The following is an 18,319-nucleotide window of genomic DNA, read 5'->3' on the forward strand; positions in this document are numbered from 1 at the left end:
CTGCAAAAGCACAGCATGGTTACCGTCGTGGTGACTCTATGCATACGGCCCGCGGTCAGGTTCTCTATTTCCCCTCACGCGATAGTCCGGATGTAATGGAATAAGGGTGTTACGAACGCTGGGAGCTATGCCATTTGATGAATACCTTCTCCAGCCGTTCAACCATCAGGTAAAAGAGGACTCCGGCAATCGCCGCCAGCACAATACACGACCAGCCCAGCGGCATCTTCGCCACCTTGATCGAATTGGAGAGCAGGTAGCCGAGCCCTCTTGAGGAGAAGAAAAACTCCCCCACTATCGCTCCGATCATACTGGCAGTAGCGTTGATCTTCAGTGCTGTGAACACATACGGCAGACTGTTCTGGATCCGCAGATAGCGGAACACTGCGGGCTTGCCGGCGGCATAGGAATGCATCAGATCCAGCGCCAGCGGGTCCACAGCCGCCATACCCTTATAGGCATTGATCGCCATCGCCGCCATCGTGGTCGCGGTAACAATCGCGGCCCGTGAGCCGATGCCGTCACCGAACCACAGATTCATAATCGGAGCGAGCGCCACAATCGGCACCGCGTTGAGCGCAGCCACAAGAGTCAGGCTGCCACCGCCCCAGCGGGGCCAGGCGGTGGCGGCCAGGGCAATCAGGAAGCCGCAGGCCGAACCGATCAGCATTCCCACTACCGCTTCGGTCAAGGTATAGCCGGTATAAGACAGCAGCAGGCTGTAATTCTCCCTCATCGCTTCCCAAATGGCTGAAGGCAGCGGGAGCTGATACTTTTTCAGGTCAAACAGCTTATGAAACACCTGATACTCCCAGAGGAGCAGGAACAGCACTCCAGCCAGCAGAGGGAGAATCACACCAGGGTTAAACCATTTCAAAAGGCGCCGTTTGCCTTTTTGCTTCTGCGGACCGGAGGATACACTATTTCTCGTTGTTATCAGAGAAGGCGGCGCCTCTTCAGTTCCGGCAGCAGTGATATATGAGGGTTCACGCACAGAGTTACTTCCCATCAGCGGTCCCCTCCCTTCGGACGAAACTCCGGCTGCCATGGCGCTACTAACCGTTCAATTAGAGTCATCAGCCAATAGCTGGCGATGCCAAGCAGCGCCCCGACCAGCACCGTAGACCAGAACATATAGGTATGGGACGGACCGTAATAAAGATTACGCAGCATAATCACACCGATGCCGTGCTGGGCCCCCATCAGCTCCACCAGAATCGCTCCGGTTACGGCCAGGGGGGCAGCGATTTTGAGGCCGCTGAACAGTCCGGGCAGTGCAGCCGGAAAGCGCAGCTTCCAGTACACAGCCCAAGGCTTGGCGGCGTAGGAGTGCATCAGTTCAACTGCCGAAAGATCCACACTGCGCAGACCGCGCAGCATATTCAGGGCAACCGGGAAAAAGGTAATGTAGCCGGAGATAATAATCCGTGACACCTGTTCATCCCGCACAATCCCATAGATGATCGGGGCAAGCCCTAGGATCGGAATCATCTGTGAGGCAACGGCATAAGGGAAGGCGAGCTGTTCAATCGTCCTGGACAGGCTCATCAGTACAGCGAGGAGCACGCCGGCTGCGGCACCAATCAGAAATCCGATACCGGCATTACCAAAGGTCGCCCCCCCTTCCCTGAGCAGCGTGCCGCTGTACTTCCACAAGGTCGTAGCCACTTCATGCACATATGGCAGCTTGGATTGGGCCAGCGGCGTTTTGGCCACATGAAGCAGCATCCAGGAGACTGCCTCCCATACAACCAGTAGGCCGAAGATCCAGACGAGCAGCGGCAGAACACGGCTGCGCATAATCGGGCTGTTCCCCTTCATTCGCTACACCCCTTCGAAACTGTCGCGGATACGGGCGATCAGTTCAAAAAACTGCGGGCTGTTTCTCATCTCAGCTGTGCGCGGACGCGGCAGCGGGATATCCACGATGGCAGACAGTCTGCCCGGATGCGGGGAGAGAACGAAGACCCGGTCAGAGAGGAAAATCGATTCGGGGATACTGTGGGTTACAAAAACGATCGTGCTCTGCACCTTACTCCAGACGGATAGCAGCTCCTCATTCAGGCGCTCCCGGGTAAACTCATCCAGCGCGGAGAACGGCTCATCCATCAGCAGAATCTCCGGCTCCATCGAAAGCGCACGGGCGATAGCGACGCGCTGCTGCATACCGCCACTGAGCTGCCAGGGATATTTATCGGCGAACCCCTGCAGACCTACAAGATCCAGTAGCTCCAGCGCCTTGTCCTCGCGGACCGATTTCTTGACACCCATCAGCTCAAGCGGCAATGTAATGTTATGCTTCACCTTACGCCAGTCATAGAGCACAGGGCTTTGAAAAACAATTCCATACTTTTGCGCCAGTCTGGCCTCCTTGGCACTCTTGCCTGCCACCGTGACATTGCCGGCTGTTGGTGTCAGGAGATCTGCCATCAATCTGAGCAATGTCGTTTTACCGCATCCGGAGGGACCCAGTAAAGAAACGAACTCGCCTTTGGCAATATCCAGGCTTACCTGATGCAGCGCGAGCACATCCGCAGTCTCCGTTTGATAGCGCATTTCCACATTTTCCAGCAGTATTTCAGGAATTTTCGTCGCTACAAGTGACATGTCCAGCTCCCCCTTCATCCCTGAATCGGATTATTTTATGTTAAATAACATAACATATTTAAGTTTAAAATGATGATAACATCCTTACGGTGTAGGATTAACTAACATGTTACACTTTGCTTCCCGGACACTCACTAGACAAAAAGTAAAATTGCACCTGCTAAATTCCGTCACTTTGTCTAGCCGCCGGCTATTATTGTCACGGATTGCGAAGTGTGCCGATAAAGAGAGAGCGGGCATGACCGTTTTCACCTGAACCCGCCGGGCTAACGGATATCTTTGAAACCTGAATGTTATCCCTTTAAAACTGTGATAATATTTATTCATATATCCTTGCTAAAACAGGAGACCCTTTACCGATGCTAAATGTACAGAATAATGCCCCATGGTTATCTAAGGCACTCTTTCCGGCCCCGGACCCTGCATCTGATGATCATCCTGCTTGGAGGAACATCACATGGGCTCTTTGATTTCAAACTATATTGTCGTCGTTTCCATATCCGGTGTACTGAGCGTACTCCTTGGCCTGTTTGCTTATTATAAGAAGACCGATTTCGCGGGAATTAAGCCGTTTATTTACAGCTCCTTCTTTTCAGCGGTCTATACGTTCGGCTTTGCACTGGAGCTGTCGGGCAGCACCATGGGGGAAATCGGGTTCTGGATCAAAGTAGAGTATCTGGGCATGCCCTTTATTGCGCCTTCCAGCCTGATTATGATCATGTACTTCGTGGGACTGGAGCGTTTAATTAATAAAAAGCTGCTGACTCTGCTGTTTTCCATTCCCTGCATCTCTGTACTGCTCGTATGGACCAATGAGTCTCATCATTTGTTCTACCAGTCGATGCTGTTCCGGGAAAATGCCCCCACTCCGCTGGTTGATGTTGTGATGGGTCCCTGGTATATCGTGCAGGGCAGCATGACCTTCGGATGTATGCTGGCCGGAATGTGCCTGATTCTCTGGCAGTGGAACCGGATGAAGCGGGTCTACCGGAGGCAGATGATCACGATCTTTATCGGGCAGTTCCTTCCGGCTCTCGGCGCATTCCTCTACCTGATAGACCAGACTCCCTACGGCATGGATCCCGTGCCGATTATCATGAGCATAACTTCAACGCTGTATATTTGGGCCATTCTCTCCCGGGGGATGCTGACTGCGGCTCCCATTGCCCGAGAGAATCTGTTCGAGAGCATGCGTGACGGAGTGCTGGTCACCGACCGTTCCGATATGCTGATCGACTACAACCGGGCTGCTACCGAAATGCTGGAGGGCCTGGACTCCTCGGCCATCGGGCATCCTTTGGCCAAGCTGTTTCTTCCTGCCGGCAAAGAAGCCGTGGATTATGTAATGAATGCGGACCCACTGCTGAGTGAGGAGCGTGAGCTGGCCTGGAATTTAGGCGGCAGCACTTGTTATTATCAGGTCCGCTCCTCTCCGGTACTGAAGAAGGACGGCAGCCTGGCCGGGCGGATGATCATGCTGATCGACGTGACCGAACGGACTCTGCTCCAGGAGAAGCTGCAGCAGCTTGCCACCATTGACAGTCTTACCGGTATTTATAACCGTACCTTTTTCATGGAACAGAGCCGTACGCTGCTGGAAGAGGCCTCCGTGAATCAGATCCCGCTCTCGATTATTTTGCTGGACATCGACTTCTTCAAAAATATCAATGACCGTTATGGCCACCAGTATGGCGACATGGCGCTCCAGCATATCGTAGGTGTATGCCGCAGACATACCCGTGAAGGGGATGTATTCGGGCGCTACGGAGGCGAGGAATTCGTGATGTGTCTGCCCGACACTTCGCTCCAGCAGGCGGCTTTATTATCGGAGGCGATCCGTAATGATATTGAGCGCAGCGCATTTTATACACTGTCAGGACCCATCAATGTAACAGCCAGCTTCGGGGTGGCCGAGGCCGGCCGGGAGAATATCTCCCTGGAAGAGCTGCTCTCCGAAGCCGATCATGCCCTGTACACTTCCAAGCGCAACGGAAGAAATGCCGTTCACCTGTCCAGCGGAGCAGCTATTACCCACTTCAATCCGCTATAGCTGTTACTGAAATTACGCCGGACAGCCCCGTTCCATTGGAACCGGGGCTGTCCGTATTTATATATGTTGCCTGCAAATCCCTTGCATCTGTTTACTTCGGTCCGGCCATGAAATAGTCCACGCCCTGCAGCAAATCCCGGGGCAGCTCCTCAAGCTTCAGGTAATTCTTCATTTCCAGCACTACCCGTTCACGGTTGTGTCCGAACACATCCACCAGCCGGGCCAGACGTTCCCATGGCGCCAGATCGGCACGGAAATCCGGTTCATTCATCGGAATCCCATGCGATTCCACGAACCATTCCGCCCCGAAGCCATAGGTTATTTCAAGCAGTCTGAGAAAGCCGGTGCTGCTGTACTTATACGGGCCGCCATAAATGGACGGGCCCAGCGCATCTCCCAGGAATAGAACCTTGTCCTCTTGAACATAGAGCACGCAGGAGTCTGCCGAGTGATCACCGCCGACATGGGTCAGCACACAAGTCACTCCCCCGAGATCAATAGTGATCCTTCCGGTGAACACAATATCCGGTTCCCTGACGTTAACCTCCCTTGAATCACCATATTCCAGACGGATATGCTGTGCACTGTCCTCACTGATGGTACCCGCCTGCACAAGCTCAGCCATTGCTTCATCCGACCACCCCCGCCCGCTCAGAGCAGCCAGTGCTTCTGCGGTTTCCTTATGGGCAATCGCCGGAATCCCCCAAGCACCCGTACCGAAGCTGTGATCCCAATGCCAGTGCGTCAGCACCAGCATATCCGGCAGCCGGCAGCCGCGCCGCTCCAGCTCCTCGCGGAATAGCCCGGCATGGGCAGGCGAAGCGCCTGCATCCATTAAAAGCGTCCGCCGCTCTCCCGTAATTGCCGCCAGCACCGGACGGTCGGTTGCATGCTCCGCGTGCATAATCAGAATATGCGGACTAATCTGCTCGAATTTATGCTCCATTCCCAGCATCCTCCTGTGCAATCAATCAACATGAATTAAGGCAGGCCGGCAAAGTATATCCCGTCATTCTTTTGGCGATAACAGCACCCATAGCGATATCTCCGGAACAGGCATGCTTGCAGCCGCTTTATCTCTCCATGTTGCATCAAATGGACGTATTAATCAACTGCAGTTGTTTGCGACAGCAGGGTTTAAGTTTAATAGAGGTTAGTTAATCTAAATCGGCCCTGTGTACGGGACAGCCGATAAGGAGGATTTTGCGATGATCAAGATCGGGCTAACCGGTTTCGGGGACCATGAAGAGCTTTACGGCAAAATCAAACCGGCCGAGCGTCTGCCTGCATACAGCGCACATTTTCCCATCGTGGAAATCGACAGTTCCTTTTATGCTGTGCAGCCGGTCAAAAATTACGTGAAATGGGTCAGCCAGACCCCCGATGAATTCAAATTTATCGTTAAAGCCTACCAGGGGATGACCGGGCACCTGCGCAGAAAAAAGAATTATTACGATACGCCAGGAGAAATGTACGAGGCCTTCCACACCTCCATTGCCCCGGTAAAAACAGCCGGGAAGCTGGCGATGGCTCTCTTCCAATTCCCTCCATGGTTCGATTGCACCAAGGAAAACGTGGAATTTCTCCGCGAGGCCAAGGAACGGATGCTGGATGTCCCGGCTGCAGTCGAGTTCCGCAATGAATCCTGGTACAGTCCGGAAATGCGCGATAAAACGCTGGGTTTTCTTACCCGGGAAGGCTGGATTCATACCGTAGCCGACGAGCCTCAGGCAGGATCGGGCTCCATTCCGGTTGTGCCAGTAGCGACTACACCGGATATTACCTATGTCCGTCTGCACGGCCGCAATACCCAAGGCTGGAATCAGAGCAGCCACCCCGACTGGCGTAAGCTGCGTTATTTGTACCGCTACAGCACAGAAGAACTGACAGAGTGGCGTGAACGGCTGCGGGAGCTGGAAAAAACATGCCGGGAGCTGTATGTGGTCTTCAATAATAATTCCGCCGGGGATGCCACACCCAATGCCAAAGAATTACAGGCATTACTGGGAATTGACGGCGGCCTGGCACCGCTTCAGTTAGACTTATTCAACTAGGCCCCGCTAGACCTAAGTTCTACATATATCTCTTTTACTCCTTGGCAACGCATTGAACCACCAAAAATCACTATTCAGCACTTGAATTTATAGGGAGGCAAAAAGGGAATGAAGAGAAATCATACGATGATGCAGTTTTTTGAATGGCATGTTGCGGCAGACGGGCAGCACTGGAAGAGGCTGGCGGAGATGGCGCCGGAGCTGAAGGCCAGCTTTATTGACTCCGTCTGGGTTCCGCCTGTAACGAAGGCCATTACGCCGGAAGACACAGGTTATGGGGTGTATGATTTGTATGACCTCGGTGAGTTTGATCAAAAAGGAGCGGTCCGTACGAAATACGGCACCAAGCAAGAGCTGGTCGAAGCCATTGCCGAGTGCTTGAAGAACGGCATTGCCGTATATGTCGATCTCGTGATGAATCATAAAGCAGGCGCAGACGAGACGGAGGTCTTTGAGGTCATAGAGGTGGACCCGAACGACCGCAACAAGGAAATCTCAGCCCCCTTCGAGATTGAGGGCTGGACCAAGTTCACTTTTCCGGGGCGCGGGGACGAGTATTCCTCCTTCAAATGGGACCATACCCATTTCAACGGTACCGATTTCGATGCGAAGGAAGGCCGGACCGGAGTATTCCGGATCAACGGGGAGAACAAAGCCTGGAACCAGAACGTAGACGACGAGTTCGGCAACTATGATTACCTGATGTTCGCCAATATCGATTACAGCCACGAGGATGTCAGACGAGAGATGCTGGATTGGGGAAAATGGCTGGTCGATACGCTGCAGTGCAGCGGCTACCGCCTCGACGCCATCAAGCATATCAACCATGAATTCATTAAGGAATTCGCCAAGGAAATGGGTAAAAAACGCGGTGAGGATTTCTACATTGTCGGCGAATTCTGGAATGACAATCTGGAGGCGTGCCGTGAATTCCTCAATACGGTAGATTATCAGATCGACCTGTTCGATGTGTCGCTGCACTATAAGCTTTACTCGGCGTCATTGGGCGGCAGGGATTTCGATCTGACGCATATTTTTGATGACACGCTTGTCCAGACCCATCCCGCTAATGCGGTAACCTTCGTAGATAACCATGATTCACAGCCCCACGAGGCGCTGGAGTCCTGGGTTGGCGACTGGTTTAAGCAGAGCGCCTACGCCCTGATCCTCCTGCGGCGGGACGGGTATCCGGTGGTCTTCTACGGTGATTATTACGGAATCGGCGGGCCGGTTCCGGTGGACGGCAAAAAAGCGGCCATCGATCCGCTGCTGTACACCCGCTATCACAAGGCCTACGGCGAACAGGATGATTATTTCGACCATCCCAACACGATCGGCTGGGTGCGGCGCGGCGTGGAGGAGCTTCCGGGCTCGGGCTGTGCGGTGATCATCTCCAATGGGGACAACGGCGAGAAACGGATGTTCGTGGGTGAAGAGCGTGCCGGGGAAGTCTGGGAGGATTTCACCCATAACCGCGAAGATCAGGTGACGATTGGCGGGGATGGCTGGGCTGTGTTTCCGGTGAACGGCGGCAGCGTATCCGTCTGGGCCCTGCCGGACGAAGAGAATACGGACCGGGAAGAGGCTCCCGCAAGCGGAGAGGACGCGTCATAAGCAAGAAGAAACGGCTTGGCCGTTACGTAAATCATATTTCAAAAAAAGAGGGGAACCTCTGCCGCGCAGGCAGAGGTTCCCCTCTTTGCTGTTGCCGGGATCAGCGGCTGAGCGGCGGATGCTCGCCCTCGGCCCATCCCCCGTTATCACTGTTCAGAATACGTTCCATCGGATACACCTGACGCACGGCGGTTACGACACCTGCGCATAACACGGCTTTGATCAGATCCCCCGGAATGAACGGCCACATGCCTGCAGTTAACGCTTTGGTGAGGGAATCCATGCCTGTGGAATGCGCCAGCCACCATACCCCTCCGGGATAGACAAGCAGCGCGCCAAACAGGAAATTGGCGGTAAGCAGCTTAGGAAACGTATATTTATTCTGCTGTGTGCGCTCGGCGCACAGGCCAATCAGGAAAGCTGCAAACGGCCAGGATAAAATATAGCCTGCTGTCGGCCCGACCAGCACGGCCATCCCTCCGCTGCCGCCCAGCACCGGGAATCCGGCGGCGGCCAGACCAATGACAATCAGCACCGCCAAGGTGCCGTAGCGTGCTCCAAGAATAGCGCCTGCCAGCATGACAGCCAGTGTCTGCAGCGTAATCGGCACAGCCGAAAAAGGCAGGTAAATTTTAAAAAAGCTGAGTGCGATCATGACTCCGGCAAACAATGCGCTGAATATCAGGCCGCGAGTCGTCCACTTTTTCATTTGTAGCAGTCCCCCCATTTTTTTAGGAACACTATACCATCCCGCTCCTTATACATCAATCTCTAATCTCTGATATAATCAAGAGCAATTGTGCATTAACACTGTCAGGGAAGCAGGTAGGATTGATGATTACGGCGCAAAATTTATCTTTGTTCTTCCGGGACGGCCAGTACAGGCTGCCGGTATTGCAGGGAATTTCCATCCCTATTGAACGCGGCGAATGGGTCGCGCTTACCGGGGCAAACGGCTGCGGCAAATCGTCTCTGATCCGTCTGTTCAACGGCCTGAATATTCCGGCCGGAGGCAGCTTAACCGCAGCCGGACTTGATCTGCGTTCACCGGAGAACCGCACTGCGGTCAAGCAGCATATTCAGCTTGTATTCCAGAATCCCGAGGCCCAGAACGTGGGCTCTACCCCTTACGAGGACGTAGCCTTCGGCCTGGAGAACCGGGGGTTATCCCCAGACGAGATGGCGAAGCGGATCAGCCGGGTCCTGCAGCAGGTGGGGCTGGCGCATAAATCGGAAACCGATATCTCCGCCCTGTCCGGCGGGGAACGGCAGCGTCTGGCGGTAGCCTGCTGTCTCGCGCTTCAGGCCGAGATGATTATCTTCGATGAGGCTACATCCATGCTGGACCCCGCCGGACGCAGCGACATTCTGGAGCTGGCCCGGAATCTATGGCGCCAGGGAACGACCATTCTCTGGGTCACCCAGCGGGTAGAGGAGCTTGCAGAGAGTCCAAGAGTAGCGGTTATGGGGCAGGGAACGATGCTGTATGACGGCGATCCCCGTACCCTGTTCTACAGCTCGGAGCTGCCCGGGCAGCTGGGCTGGGAGCCTGCACCGGTGATCTCCATCGGAAGGCTGCTGCAGGCGAAGGGCTGGCCCCTCAGGCTGCTGCCGCTGACCGAGCAGGAACTGGAGGCCATCCTATGAGCATGAGCATCCGGGCGGAGAAGCTCTCATTCTTCTACGATACTGCAGTCGCCCTCCAGGACATCAATCTGGAGATCAGCCAGGGAACACTGACCGTCCTCTGCGGTGTGACCGGAAGCGGCAAGTCCACTCTGCTGCGGGTGCTTGCGGGACTTGCCGCCCCTGCTGCGGGAAGGGTTGTTTATACTGCTGGCTCAGGGGGCGAGCCTAACGTATCCATCGTATTTCAACAGCCGGAGACCCAGCTGTTTGCAGGCAATGTGCATAAGGAAATTGAGTATGGTCTGGAGCAGCACGGAGTGCCGAAGGCGCAGCGGACGGAGCGGATCCGCAGCGCCTTGTCCAAGGTCGGTCTGCCCTACGAGAGCTTCGCCGAACGTTCTCCCTTCCTGCTCAGCGGCGGGGAGAAGCGGCGGCTGTGCATTGCCGCCGCTATCGTTGTACGGCCCCGGCTGCTGATTCTCGACGAGCCGACCGCGGGCCTTGATCCGCAGGCGGCACAGGCGCTGCTTGCGCTGGTGCAGGAACTGCTGGAGGGCGGCATCACCCTGATCATTGGAACCCATGATCTTGACAGCTTCCTGCCGCTGGCCGACAAAGCGGTCGTGATGTCCCAAGGGTCGGTTCATTATGACGGACCCGCCGCTCCGCTGGCGGCCGATCATCTGCTGCTCCGGTCAGCGGGGCTGGAACCGCCCGCATACTCACGCATCGGGCACAGACTCCGCCGCCAGGGACTGCTGACGGAGCAGCCGGACAGCATGGATGATCTGCTCACCGGTATAAGCCGGCTGCTGCCGCCTGCACCTGTAAAAGCCGTCAGTCCTCAGATACCTAAAGGACCGCAGCACGCAGCTGATCCTGTAAACAACAATCCGCCAGCTTCTATCAGGACTCATAGCCAAACAGCCCCGCGCCGGGGTTCCTGGCAGGGGCTTGACCCCCGCGTGAAATGGCTGGGGATGGTGCTGGGTTCACTGGTTGTACTGGGCATGAACAGCCTGACTCCGCTGCTGCTCACATCCGCCCTCATTGCCGGATTAATCGGCTCTGCGGGAATTCCCTGGAGCCGGACGGCAAGGTTCTTCCGCCCGTTCCTGCTGATGTTCCTGTTTCTCTGGCTGCTGTCTGCGCTAAGCTGGGCATCCCCGGATATCAGACTCGGGTTCTTAGGCTTCAGCTCGGCAGGAATCCTGCGCGGCGGGCTGAATGTGCTGCGCTTCCTGCTGCTGATTGCCCTTGGCTTCCTATTCACGGAGACGACCACCGGCGCGCCGCTGCGCGAAGCGCTGGAGTGGGCCATCGCCCCGCTGAAGAAGCTGGGTATCCGTACCCGGGGCTGGTCGCTGGCCGTATCCGTCACGCTGCAGTTCGTGCCCTGGATTCTCGGCAAGCTGAGCCAGCTGCAGCTGGCGCTGAAGTCGCGTGGGAGAATTCAGCGCGGCCTCGCGCGCTGGACTCCCCGGCAGATTGGCTTACTCATAGTGCCGCTCCTGATTCTTGTCATCGGCATGGGGGATGAGCTGGCTACAGCCGTTGAATCCCGCGGTTATGACCCGAAGAAAGCACGGACTCCATCATACCAGCTAAACTGGCAGCCTAAGGACACACTGGCGCTGGCCTGCGTTATGCTTGTAGCGGCTTTGCTGTGGTGGATCTCCCGGATCAGCTGAGCTTATAGCTCAGCATGTACTCCGTATGCCCGTCGATTACGCCGAGCTGCGGATCGTTTACAGTCCATTCCCCGGGAATGTTCATCTCCCGGCAGGCCAGCTCGAAATTGCAGGCGGCAATGCCGAGATCGATCCGCTGCATTTCAAAGCCCAGCTTGTTCCCGCTGTAATTTGGCGTATGCTGCAGATAGAAATGTGCCTGCCGCCGGTCAGCGGACAGCACGATCCGCCAGGGCTGCTTGTTGGAAGCCGAAGGGCCCAGCCGGACCATCTCCAGCGGAGCGGCCAGCTTGCCGGCCGACTCCGGAGCCAGCTGTCTTTCAAATCCCGAGTCGAAATACAAATCGCGCCACGGCTTTTTCTGGTCCGCTTTGACGACATAACGCATGGTAGCATCCAGCAACCGCTGCTTCTCCCGTGCATAGCCAAGCGGTGTGATGCAGAGAATGATCTCTCCGGGCGCAAGCTCAAGCTCACGGGCAAAGGAATTGCGGTTAAAGGTTCCGCCAATCCAGCAGGTGCCCAGGCCAAGGCCTGTAGCATAAAGAATCAGCTTATGAAAAATATACCCGAACTCCAGCAGTGCCGTCTGGTCGTTGCGCACCACGCCAACCAGATAGGCCTGCGGATTCTGAATAATCCCGTATGCGCCGAGTTTGATGCCCTTGCCGTCTTCGCCGCCGCTTTTGGCCCAGATCCATTCCATCCTTGCCTTTCCCCCGAAGGGCCCGAGCAGATTCTCCTCCTGGTGCAGATAGTCCATAATAGAAGCGTGGACCTCTTCCCCAATCGGTGTCGTCTCATAGGTGCGTACTGATTTCCGCTTCTCGATGATATCCATAACGGCGATACCCAATATACTCAGCCCCTTCTTCTACTCTCCCTGCTGCAGAGTTTGCCTTTTACCGTTGGCCGGTTTGTAAAAGCTGCGTTGTACGTAACTTTTTTCACAAACTAATATTAACATCTATAGATGTTTATGCATAGCTTAAGGCTCAGAAATGAAACTTCCCGCGAAGATGATCATTCTAATAAAATAGACAAAGCCCGGGCATCCCCAGGCCTTGCCTTCTTCAGCTCTATTCCTTCTCCTGCGGATGACGGGAAACCAGCCGGACCAGATCTATAGTCAGTATCGGCAGAATCAGGGAGGCAGGATAAGCCAGATATCTGGGCTCCCACTGCGGATTGAATTTCTCCTTATAACGGCGCAGGCCGGCGAACCCGTACCAGTGTCCTCCCCGTATAAAGACAAGCCGGGCTACCTTCTCCTCCCGCAATGCGCCGGAATTCTGCCCTACACTGGACAGCGGAGCATTCCCGAGATTAAACCACGCATTGCCTTGCGACTTCGCCCATTCCAGCAGATGGACAAACAGGTAGTCCATAGTGCCGTTCGGAGTATCCTTCCGGTGGCGCATTAAATCAATCGAAACGGTTGTTCCGCCGTCATAGCAAGGTGCAATAGAGGCAAAGGCGGCAATTCTGCCTTCCGCCCCGCGCAGCAGCGCTACAGGTGCGAGCTGCATATAGGATGCTTTGAACCAGCCCAGGGAATAACCCTTTTCAGTGCGTCCGTCCAGCCACTCCTCCGATACAGCCTGGAGTTCCTGCAGCAACGTCCCGGAATGCGGGGCTTCCGAAATCTCAAAGGTATAACCTTCGCGTTCGAACCGGTTGCAGACACTGCGCAGGTCAGAATTTTTTTTGCCGCTGAGTGTAAAACCTGCGAGCGGCACTCTGGCTTCTTCACCCAGCTTGAAGAAATGATAGCCCTGCTCATGATAGACCGGCAGAAACTCAGGTGTCGCCTGGTAAAATACAACAGATAGCCCATATAAATCCACCGCCCGCCGGAATTCGCTGATGGCCTCGTTCATCAGCGCTCTGGGGCCAAGCGGATCGCCCAGTACGACAAGCTTGTCCCTGGTTCTGGCGAAGGCGAACAGCACTTTTCCCTTCTGTGCCCAGTAAAAGCTCTTGTCCCCCAGAAACAGCATATGTGTCAAGGCATTCCCCTTCGTTCCGGCAAGAAACTGCTCCACCCGCTCCATATCTTTATCCGCAAAGATCTCCTCCGCCTTCCGCTGCGGACGGAGGACCGCCAGCATCGTCACGACGAGCCAGGACACCGCCAGGCTACCGGCCGCTGCCACCGCAACATTGCTGTGCTGCTGCAGCCACTCCGGCCGGATGCCGGGCGGCAGATGCTTCATAAATCCGCGATGCGCGTAGCTGCCCAGCAGGTAATAACCAAGCGCGATAAGTGAGGTCAGCAGCAGCCACCACAGTACACTCTGCTTGTTGACTGGTACGCTGATCCGGTAGAACCTTGATCTGGAGATCCACAGAATCAGGGCAACCAGCAGCAGAAAACCCGCTTCCTCATAATCAAATCCCTTGGTGAATGCAAATACGGCTCCTCCGAACAAAAGTACGCTGGTCCAGAGATAAGCTCTTCTGACCCGCAAGGAGATGCCTCTGGACAGCAGAATCAGCAGAAATCCGATCAGCACCGATAAATGATGCGAAATCTGCATGACCGGCAGGGACAGCAGCTCCTCCGTCATCTGCAGCCGGTATAGCAGCCCAGGGGTTGCCGCAGACAACAGCAGAATGAGCCCGCTCGCCAGAACGAGCTTACCGAGCGCCCAGAACCCGAGATCGCTCAGAAAAGTATACTGTCCGGGCCAGCCCCAGATTTTCTGCCAGATATTGAGCGAGGGTTCGGGCACTTCCCCGCTCTGGTCCGTGTTTTTTCTTCCCGGCAGTCCGATTTCCAGGGCAGCCAGTACAAGGCCGATCAGCCAGGGCACTACATAATAAAACAGCCGGTAGATCACCAGCACAGCCATAGCCTGATCACTGGTATGTCCGAGCTGTGTGAGGCCGAGCAGCGCAATGAGATCGAATGCGCCGATGCCGCCGGGGGCCATGCTCAGAATCCCCGCCACCGCAGCAACCAGATAAATGCTGAACAGCGTAACGAACGCCACGCCGCCAAGCAGGTGACTGCCGATAGTCCAGAACGTGATTCCGGCAAATAGCCATTCCAGAAAAGAGGCTCCTACTGAAGCCGCTACTGTGAACCAGGGGGTTCTGCCCTGTCCCCGGTTAATCCATTTGGCAAACAGCGAGGAACGCTGGATAATCACAAAAAACGGTAAATAGAGCGCCATGCCCCAGACCGCGAAGATCAGCCATGTATGCTCACGCATCAGCCCGTGGGCAGGAAGCAGGCCGGTCAGATTGCCCCAGGACAGCAGCGACAGGCCGGTAATCATCAAGGGGGATAGAAATACGAGCGCAGGAGCTAAGGCCGCAGCGGGGACACCGCTTTTCTTATAGAGCAGCGAGCGCAGGCCTATCCCGGCAAGTCCGGCAAACCCGATCAGATTATTAAAGGTATTGGCAATCCAGGCGTAGCGGAAGGTGCTCCAGGCTCCGGTCCTGAAGCGGAAGTGCTTCCGGATCAAATAATCATAGGCGCTCATAACTGCCACCGAGAGCAGCGCAACCCCCATCATCTCCATAACGGCAGAAGCCGGCACATGCCGGAGTTCTCTTATCGTGAGCCCCAGGTGCACCTGTTTCAGCTCGTGCTGCCCTTCCCAATATACCAAGGCTATAATTGCCACCGGAAAGAGCATTCTTACCGCCCTTATCCGGTAGATGGACAACAGCAGCCGTACAATCCGGAAACGTTCCAATGTCTGTTTAATTGAATGCATGATTTCTCCCTGCCTTATGATGGGCGCATGCCTCTGATTCAGACATTTCAGCCGTTTCTATCTCCCCATTATACCAATTTCAGGGACGAAAGGCTCATGCAGAACAGCACCAAAAAGAGGACCCCTTCACGGCAAAGGATGTCCTCTTTGGATGCTGCTTACTGCGGTGTGATCTTAAACGCGAATGTCAAATCTGCCCTCACTGTCAGTGGTAGCGTTAGCGATTTGCTCTGCACTTGCTGCTGTAAGCGAATTGCTGGTAGCAGGTTTTTCAGGAGGTGCACTCTGAGCTGCCGCAGAGGAGCTGCTGCTTTTGGACTTCTGGGCAATCTGCGCCTCAATCTGCTTAATCTGCTGCTCAATCTGCTTGGTTTTGGTTTCCTTGGTCTTCTCGTCGTCCTTACTGGACGCGACCTTCTCCAGGTCAGCCTCCAGTTTCGCTTTTTGTTTTTCCAGCGAGCTGGTATCAGTTGCACTGGAAGAGGTATAAGAAGTCGAAGCGGCGGCGGATGTGGCGGATGAAATATTCATGCTTGTCCCTCCTTTCACCACTTCAATATAACCCCTGTACCCGAACCTAACGTTAAAATGGGCTGAAAGTTTGCTGAAAGTGCCTGAAGGAGGGAACTGCAGCTATCCCTGCTTCCCTGTGACGGAATCAACGCCTGTGCTGCCTTTAGCCCTGGATTTGCGGTTGACCAGCATTACGCTCAGCAGAATAATGGCTAGTCCCGCGACCGTATTGGCATAGACCGGCTCGTTCAGGAAGATAACCCCCCACATCAGCCCGAATACCGGAACCAGGAAAGTTACACTGACGGTTTTTACCGCACCCACACTCTGAATCAGGTAAAAATATAGTAAATAGGCGACAGCGGTACAGATGAGGGATAAGCCGAGCACAGAGTAGACCGCCGCCGCTGACGGCATATGCCGGGGAGCAAAAATGACCGCGAGCGGAAGCAGCACTACGGCTGCCCCAAGCTGCTGGCCGGCGGCAAGCGTAAGTGGTGCGAGGCCACGGCCGGCACGGGCGGCATACAGCCCGCCGAAGCCGTAAGAAAGCGCAGCCCCGAGTGAAAAGAAGACCGACAACAGCACCCTTCCCTCAAGCGGGACCGGACTCCACCCGACCAGAACAGCCACGCCCACAAGTCCGATGATTAAGCCGATGGATTTCGATATTCCCGGCTTCTCGCCAAGGGTTCCCCAGGCGGCAAGCGCTGTGAACATCGGGGTAGTCGCATTAAGAATGGCTGCCAGTGAGGCGTTCAGCTCCAGTTCAGCCATGCAGATCAGTGTAAAAGGCAGCGCGGCATTCAGCGCCCCAAGCAGCAGAAACTGCTTCCAGTGCCGCCCCATCCCAAGCGTCTTCCGTGTAATCCTGGCGTAGAGCAGCAAAGCGGCTGCAGCCAGCGTTACGCGGAGTTCTGTGGTAAACACCGGTCCTAGCTCAGGAGAGGCGATTCTCATAAACAGAAATGAAGCTCCCCAGGCAAATGCCAGCAGCAGCAGTACCGTAAAGTCTTTCCGGCTCATCGCTGCCCCCCCTTCCTGCAGAGCAGCAGATAGGACAGGATGGAGCAAAGACCGGCCCCTGCGATGACTACCGCCATCGGAATTGCCGTTTCGTCGCCGCCAAGACCGACCAGCGGAGCCACGCAGCCGCCCAGCAGCAGCGGCAATAGTCCGAGCAGCGCCGAGGCGCTTCCTGCCGATTCACCCTGGTCCTGCATGGCCAGCGAGAAGCTGGTCGTGCTGACCAATCCGACGCTCGAGACCACAGCGAACAGGCAGATCAGGATCGGGAGCAGGCCGCCTCCGGCCAGAACCGCAGCCAGCAGCATTACTCCGCCGAGCGTGCAGAGTGCAAGACCGCTGGCAAGCAGCTTCCTCTCACCAAGTCTCCCGGACAATCTGCCGGCAATCTGTCCGGAGAGGATAATACCGAACCCGTTAACGGCAAAGATCAGACTGTACATTTGCGGAGAGACCCCGAACATATTCTGCAGGATAAAGGAAGAACCCGAAATATACGCGAACATCGCTGCAGTAACAAACCCCTGGGAAAGGGCATAGCCCATAAACCGTCCGTTGCCGAGCAGTCCGCGGAAGGTAAGCAGTGTCCTTCTAAGCCCGCTTCTCACGCGCCGCTCCTTCGGCAGCGTCTCCGGCAACCCCAGCAGAATCATCGCGCAGAAGAGCAGCCCGGCGCAAAAGAGCACAATGAACACCCCTTGCCAGGAGGTTACTCTCAGCAGCTGCCCCCCGATAATCGGTGCAAAAATCGGCCCCAGCCCGTTGACAATCATCAGGAGTGAGAAGAACCTGGTTAATTCTGAGCCGCTGTACAGGTCACGGACCGCCGCCCGCGAGATGACTACTCCTACAGAGCCGGCAAAGCCCTGGATGAAGCGCAGCACGACCAGCAGCCCGATAGAGGGGCTGAATGCACACAGCAATGAAGATACGGTATAGATCAGCATGCCGATCAGCAGCGGACGGCGGCGGCCATGGACATCGCTGAGCGGTCCGGCCACCAGTTGACCGGAAGCCAGTCCCAGCAGAAAGAAGGTCAGACTAAGCTGCACCAACGCAGCACTGGTTCCGAAATGCTTGCCGAGCTCCGGCAGGGCAGGCAGATACATGTCAATCGACAAAGGGCCAATCGTCGCAACGGCCCCCAGAATGAGTACCAGCTGCAGCCTCTGTTTCCGGGATGGCCCCTCTGCCGGGAGCACGCGGTTATCCATTTTTTCTCTGATCATGATACAATGACGCCAACCTTTCTGCAGCAACCCTCAGGCCTGTTTTTAGTAATCTCCATACTACCTGATCGGGGACAGAATGTTCAATGCATCTAAACATATATATTCTTATATTTATCCAAAAAACCGCCCGCAGGAGCTTTTAAGAGGTTGTCAGCACTCTTAGCAGCGGCCC

15 protein-coding genes are annotated in these 18,319 nt (G+C 55.5%); 5 read left to right on the forward strand and 10 right to left on the reverse strand.

Features of this window, described 5'->3' with window-relative positions:
• Positions 1–109 precede the first annotated feature (109 nt).
• From JRJ22_RS27645 to JRJ22_RS27655, 3 genes are read right to left on the reverse strand one after another with little or no spacing between them, the layout of a single operon-like run.
• The gene (locus tag JRJ22_RS27645) at positions 110–1,009 is read right to left on the reverse strand and encodes an ABC transporter permease (RefSeq protein WP_206102385.1); all 900 of its coding nucleotides are present in this window, start codon (positions 1,007–1,009) and stop codon (positions 110–112) included.
• Entirely contained in the window at positions 1,009–1,821 is an 813-nt protein-coding gene (locus JRJ22_RS27650) for an ABC transporter permease (protein ID WP_206102386.1), read from the reverse strand. The genes JRJ22_RS27645 and JRJ22_RS27650 overlap by 1 nt, the downstream gene beginning before the upstream one ends.
• A 3-nt stretch (positions 1,822–1,824) precedes the next feature.
• Entirely contained in the window at positions 1,825–2,607 is a 783-nt protein-coding gene (locus tag JRJ22_RS27655) for an ABC transporter ATP-binding protein (RefSeq protein ID WP_206102387.1), read from the reverse strand.
• Between the two features lie 457 nt (positions 2,608–3,064).
• Here JRJ22_RS27655 and JRJ22_RS27660 point away from each other — a divergent pair, with 457 nt between their 5' ends.
• On the forward strand, positions 3,065–4,657 hold the full coding sequence (locus JRJ22_RS27660; protein ID WP_206102388.1) for a histidine kinase N-terminal 7TM domain-containing diguanylate cyclase: 1,593 nt from the start codon (positions 3,065–3,067) through the stop codon (positions 4,655–4,657).
• A 91-nt stretch (positions 4,658–4,748) separates the two neighbouring features.
• On the opposite strand, the gene JRJ22_RS27665 is transcribed toward JRJ22_RS27660, so the two are convergent.
• On the reverse strand, positions 4,749–5,603 hold the full coding sequence (locus tag JRJ22_RS27665; protein ID WP_206102389.1) for an MBL fold metallo-hydrolase: 855 nt from the start codon (positions 5,601–5,603) through the stop codon (positions 4,749–4,751).
• 262 nt (positions 5,604–5,865) lie between these two features.
• On the opposite strand from JRJ22_RS27665, the gene JRJ22_RS27670 reads away from it, so the two are divergent.
• Both JRJ22_RS27670 and JRJ22_RS27675 read left to right on the forward strand, forming a co-directional pair.
• Positions 5,866–6,711, forward strand: a complete 846-nt coding sequence (locus tag JRJ22_RS27670) for a DUF72 domain-containing protein (RefSeq protein WP_206102390.1) — start codon at positions 5,866–5,868, stop codon at positions 6,709–6,711.
• A 108-nt stretch (positions 6,712–6,819) separates the two neighbouring features.
• The gene (locus tag JRJ22_RS27675; protein ID WP_206102391.1) at positions 6,820–8,325 is read left to right on the forward strand and encodes an alpha-amylase; all 1,506 of its coding nucleotides are present in this window, start codon (positions 6,820–6,822) and stop codon (positions 8,323–8,325) included.
• A gap of 100 nt (positions 8,326–8,425) precedes the next feature.
• Here JRJ22_RS27675 and JRJ22_RS27680 read toward each other — a convergent pair whose 3' ends face one another.
• Positions 8,426–9,034, reverse strand: coding sequence for a biotin transporter BioY (locus JRJ22_RS27680; protein WP_206102392.1), 609 nt, complete (start codon positions 9,032–9,034; stop codon positions 8,426–8,428).
• 125 nt (positions 9,035–9,159) lie between these two features.
• On the opposite strand from JRJ22_RS27680, the gene JRJ22_RS27685 reads away from it, so the two are divergent.
• Together JRJ22_RS27685 and JRJ22_RS27690 are read left to right on the forward strand one after the other, a co-directional pair.
• Positions 9,160–9,972 carry an ATP-binding cassette domain-containing protein gene (locus tag JRJ22_RS27685; RefSeq protein WP_206102393.1) on the forward strand — a complete coding sequence of 271 codons (813 nt, stop codon included), beginning with the start codon at positions 9,160–9,162 and terminating at the stop codon, positions 9,970–9,972.
• Positions 9,969–11,645, forward strand: a complete 1,677-nt coding sequence (locus tag JRJ22_RS27690; RefSeq protein ID WP_206102394.1) for an ATP-binding cassette domain-containing protein — start codon at positions 9,969–9,971, stop codon at positions 11,643–11,645. Before JRJ22_RS27685 ends, JRJ22_RS27690 begins: the two co-directional genes overlap by 4 nt.
• On the opposite strand, the gene JRJ22_RS27695 is transcribed toward JRJ22_RS27690, so the two are convergent.
• The 5 genes from JRJ22_RS27695 to JRJ22_RS27715 all read right to left on the reverse strand — a co-directional run bounded on the left by JRJ22_RS27695 (position 11,638) and on the right by JRJ22_RS27715 (position 18,144).
• Entirely contained in the window at positions 11,638–12,486 is an 849-nt protein-coding gene (locus JRJ22_RS27695; protein ID WP_232380975.1) for a nitroreductase family protein, read from the reverse strand. The genes JRJ22_RS27690 and JRJ22_RS27695 overlap by 8 nt on opposite strands.
• A gap of 238 nt (positions 12,487–12,724) precedes the next feature.
• Entirely contained in the window at positions 12,725–15,376 is a 2,652-nt protein-coding gene (gene mprF / locus JRJ22_RS27700) for a bifunctional lysylphosphatidylglycerol flippase/synthetase MprF (protein WP_206102396.1), read from the reverse strand.
• A gap of 174 nt (positions 15,377–15,550) precedes the next feature.
• Positions 15,551–15,907, reverse strand: a complete 357-nt coding sequence (locus JRJ22_RS27705; protein WP_206102397.1) for a FlxA-like family protein — start codon at positions 15,905–15,907, stop codon at positions 15,551–15,553.
• 102 nt (positions 15,908–16,009) lie between these two features.
• The gene (locus JRJ22_RS27710; RefSeq protein WP_206102398.1) at positions 16,010–16,915 is read right to left on the reverse strand and encodes a DMT family transporter; all 906 of its coding nucleotides are present in this window, start codon (positions 16,913–16,915) and stop codon (positions 16,010–16,012) included.
• Positions 16,912–18,144, reverse strand: coding sequence for a multidrug effflux MFS transporter (locus JRJ22_RS27715; protein ID WP_232380976.1), 1,233 nt, complete (start codon positions 18,142–18,144; stop codon positions 16,912–16,914). The genes JRJ22_RS27710 and JRJ22_RS27715 overlap by 4 nt, the downstream gene beginning before the upstream one ends.
• Between the last annotated feature and the right edge of the window lie 175 nt (positions 18,145–18,319).

Origin of the sequence: Paenibacillus tianjinensis (genome assembly GCF_017086365.1) — a bacterium.
Classification (GTDB): domain Bacteria; phylum Bacillota; class Bacilli; order Paenibacillales; family Paenibacillaceae; genus Paenibacillus_AQ; species Paenibacillus_AQ tianjinensis.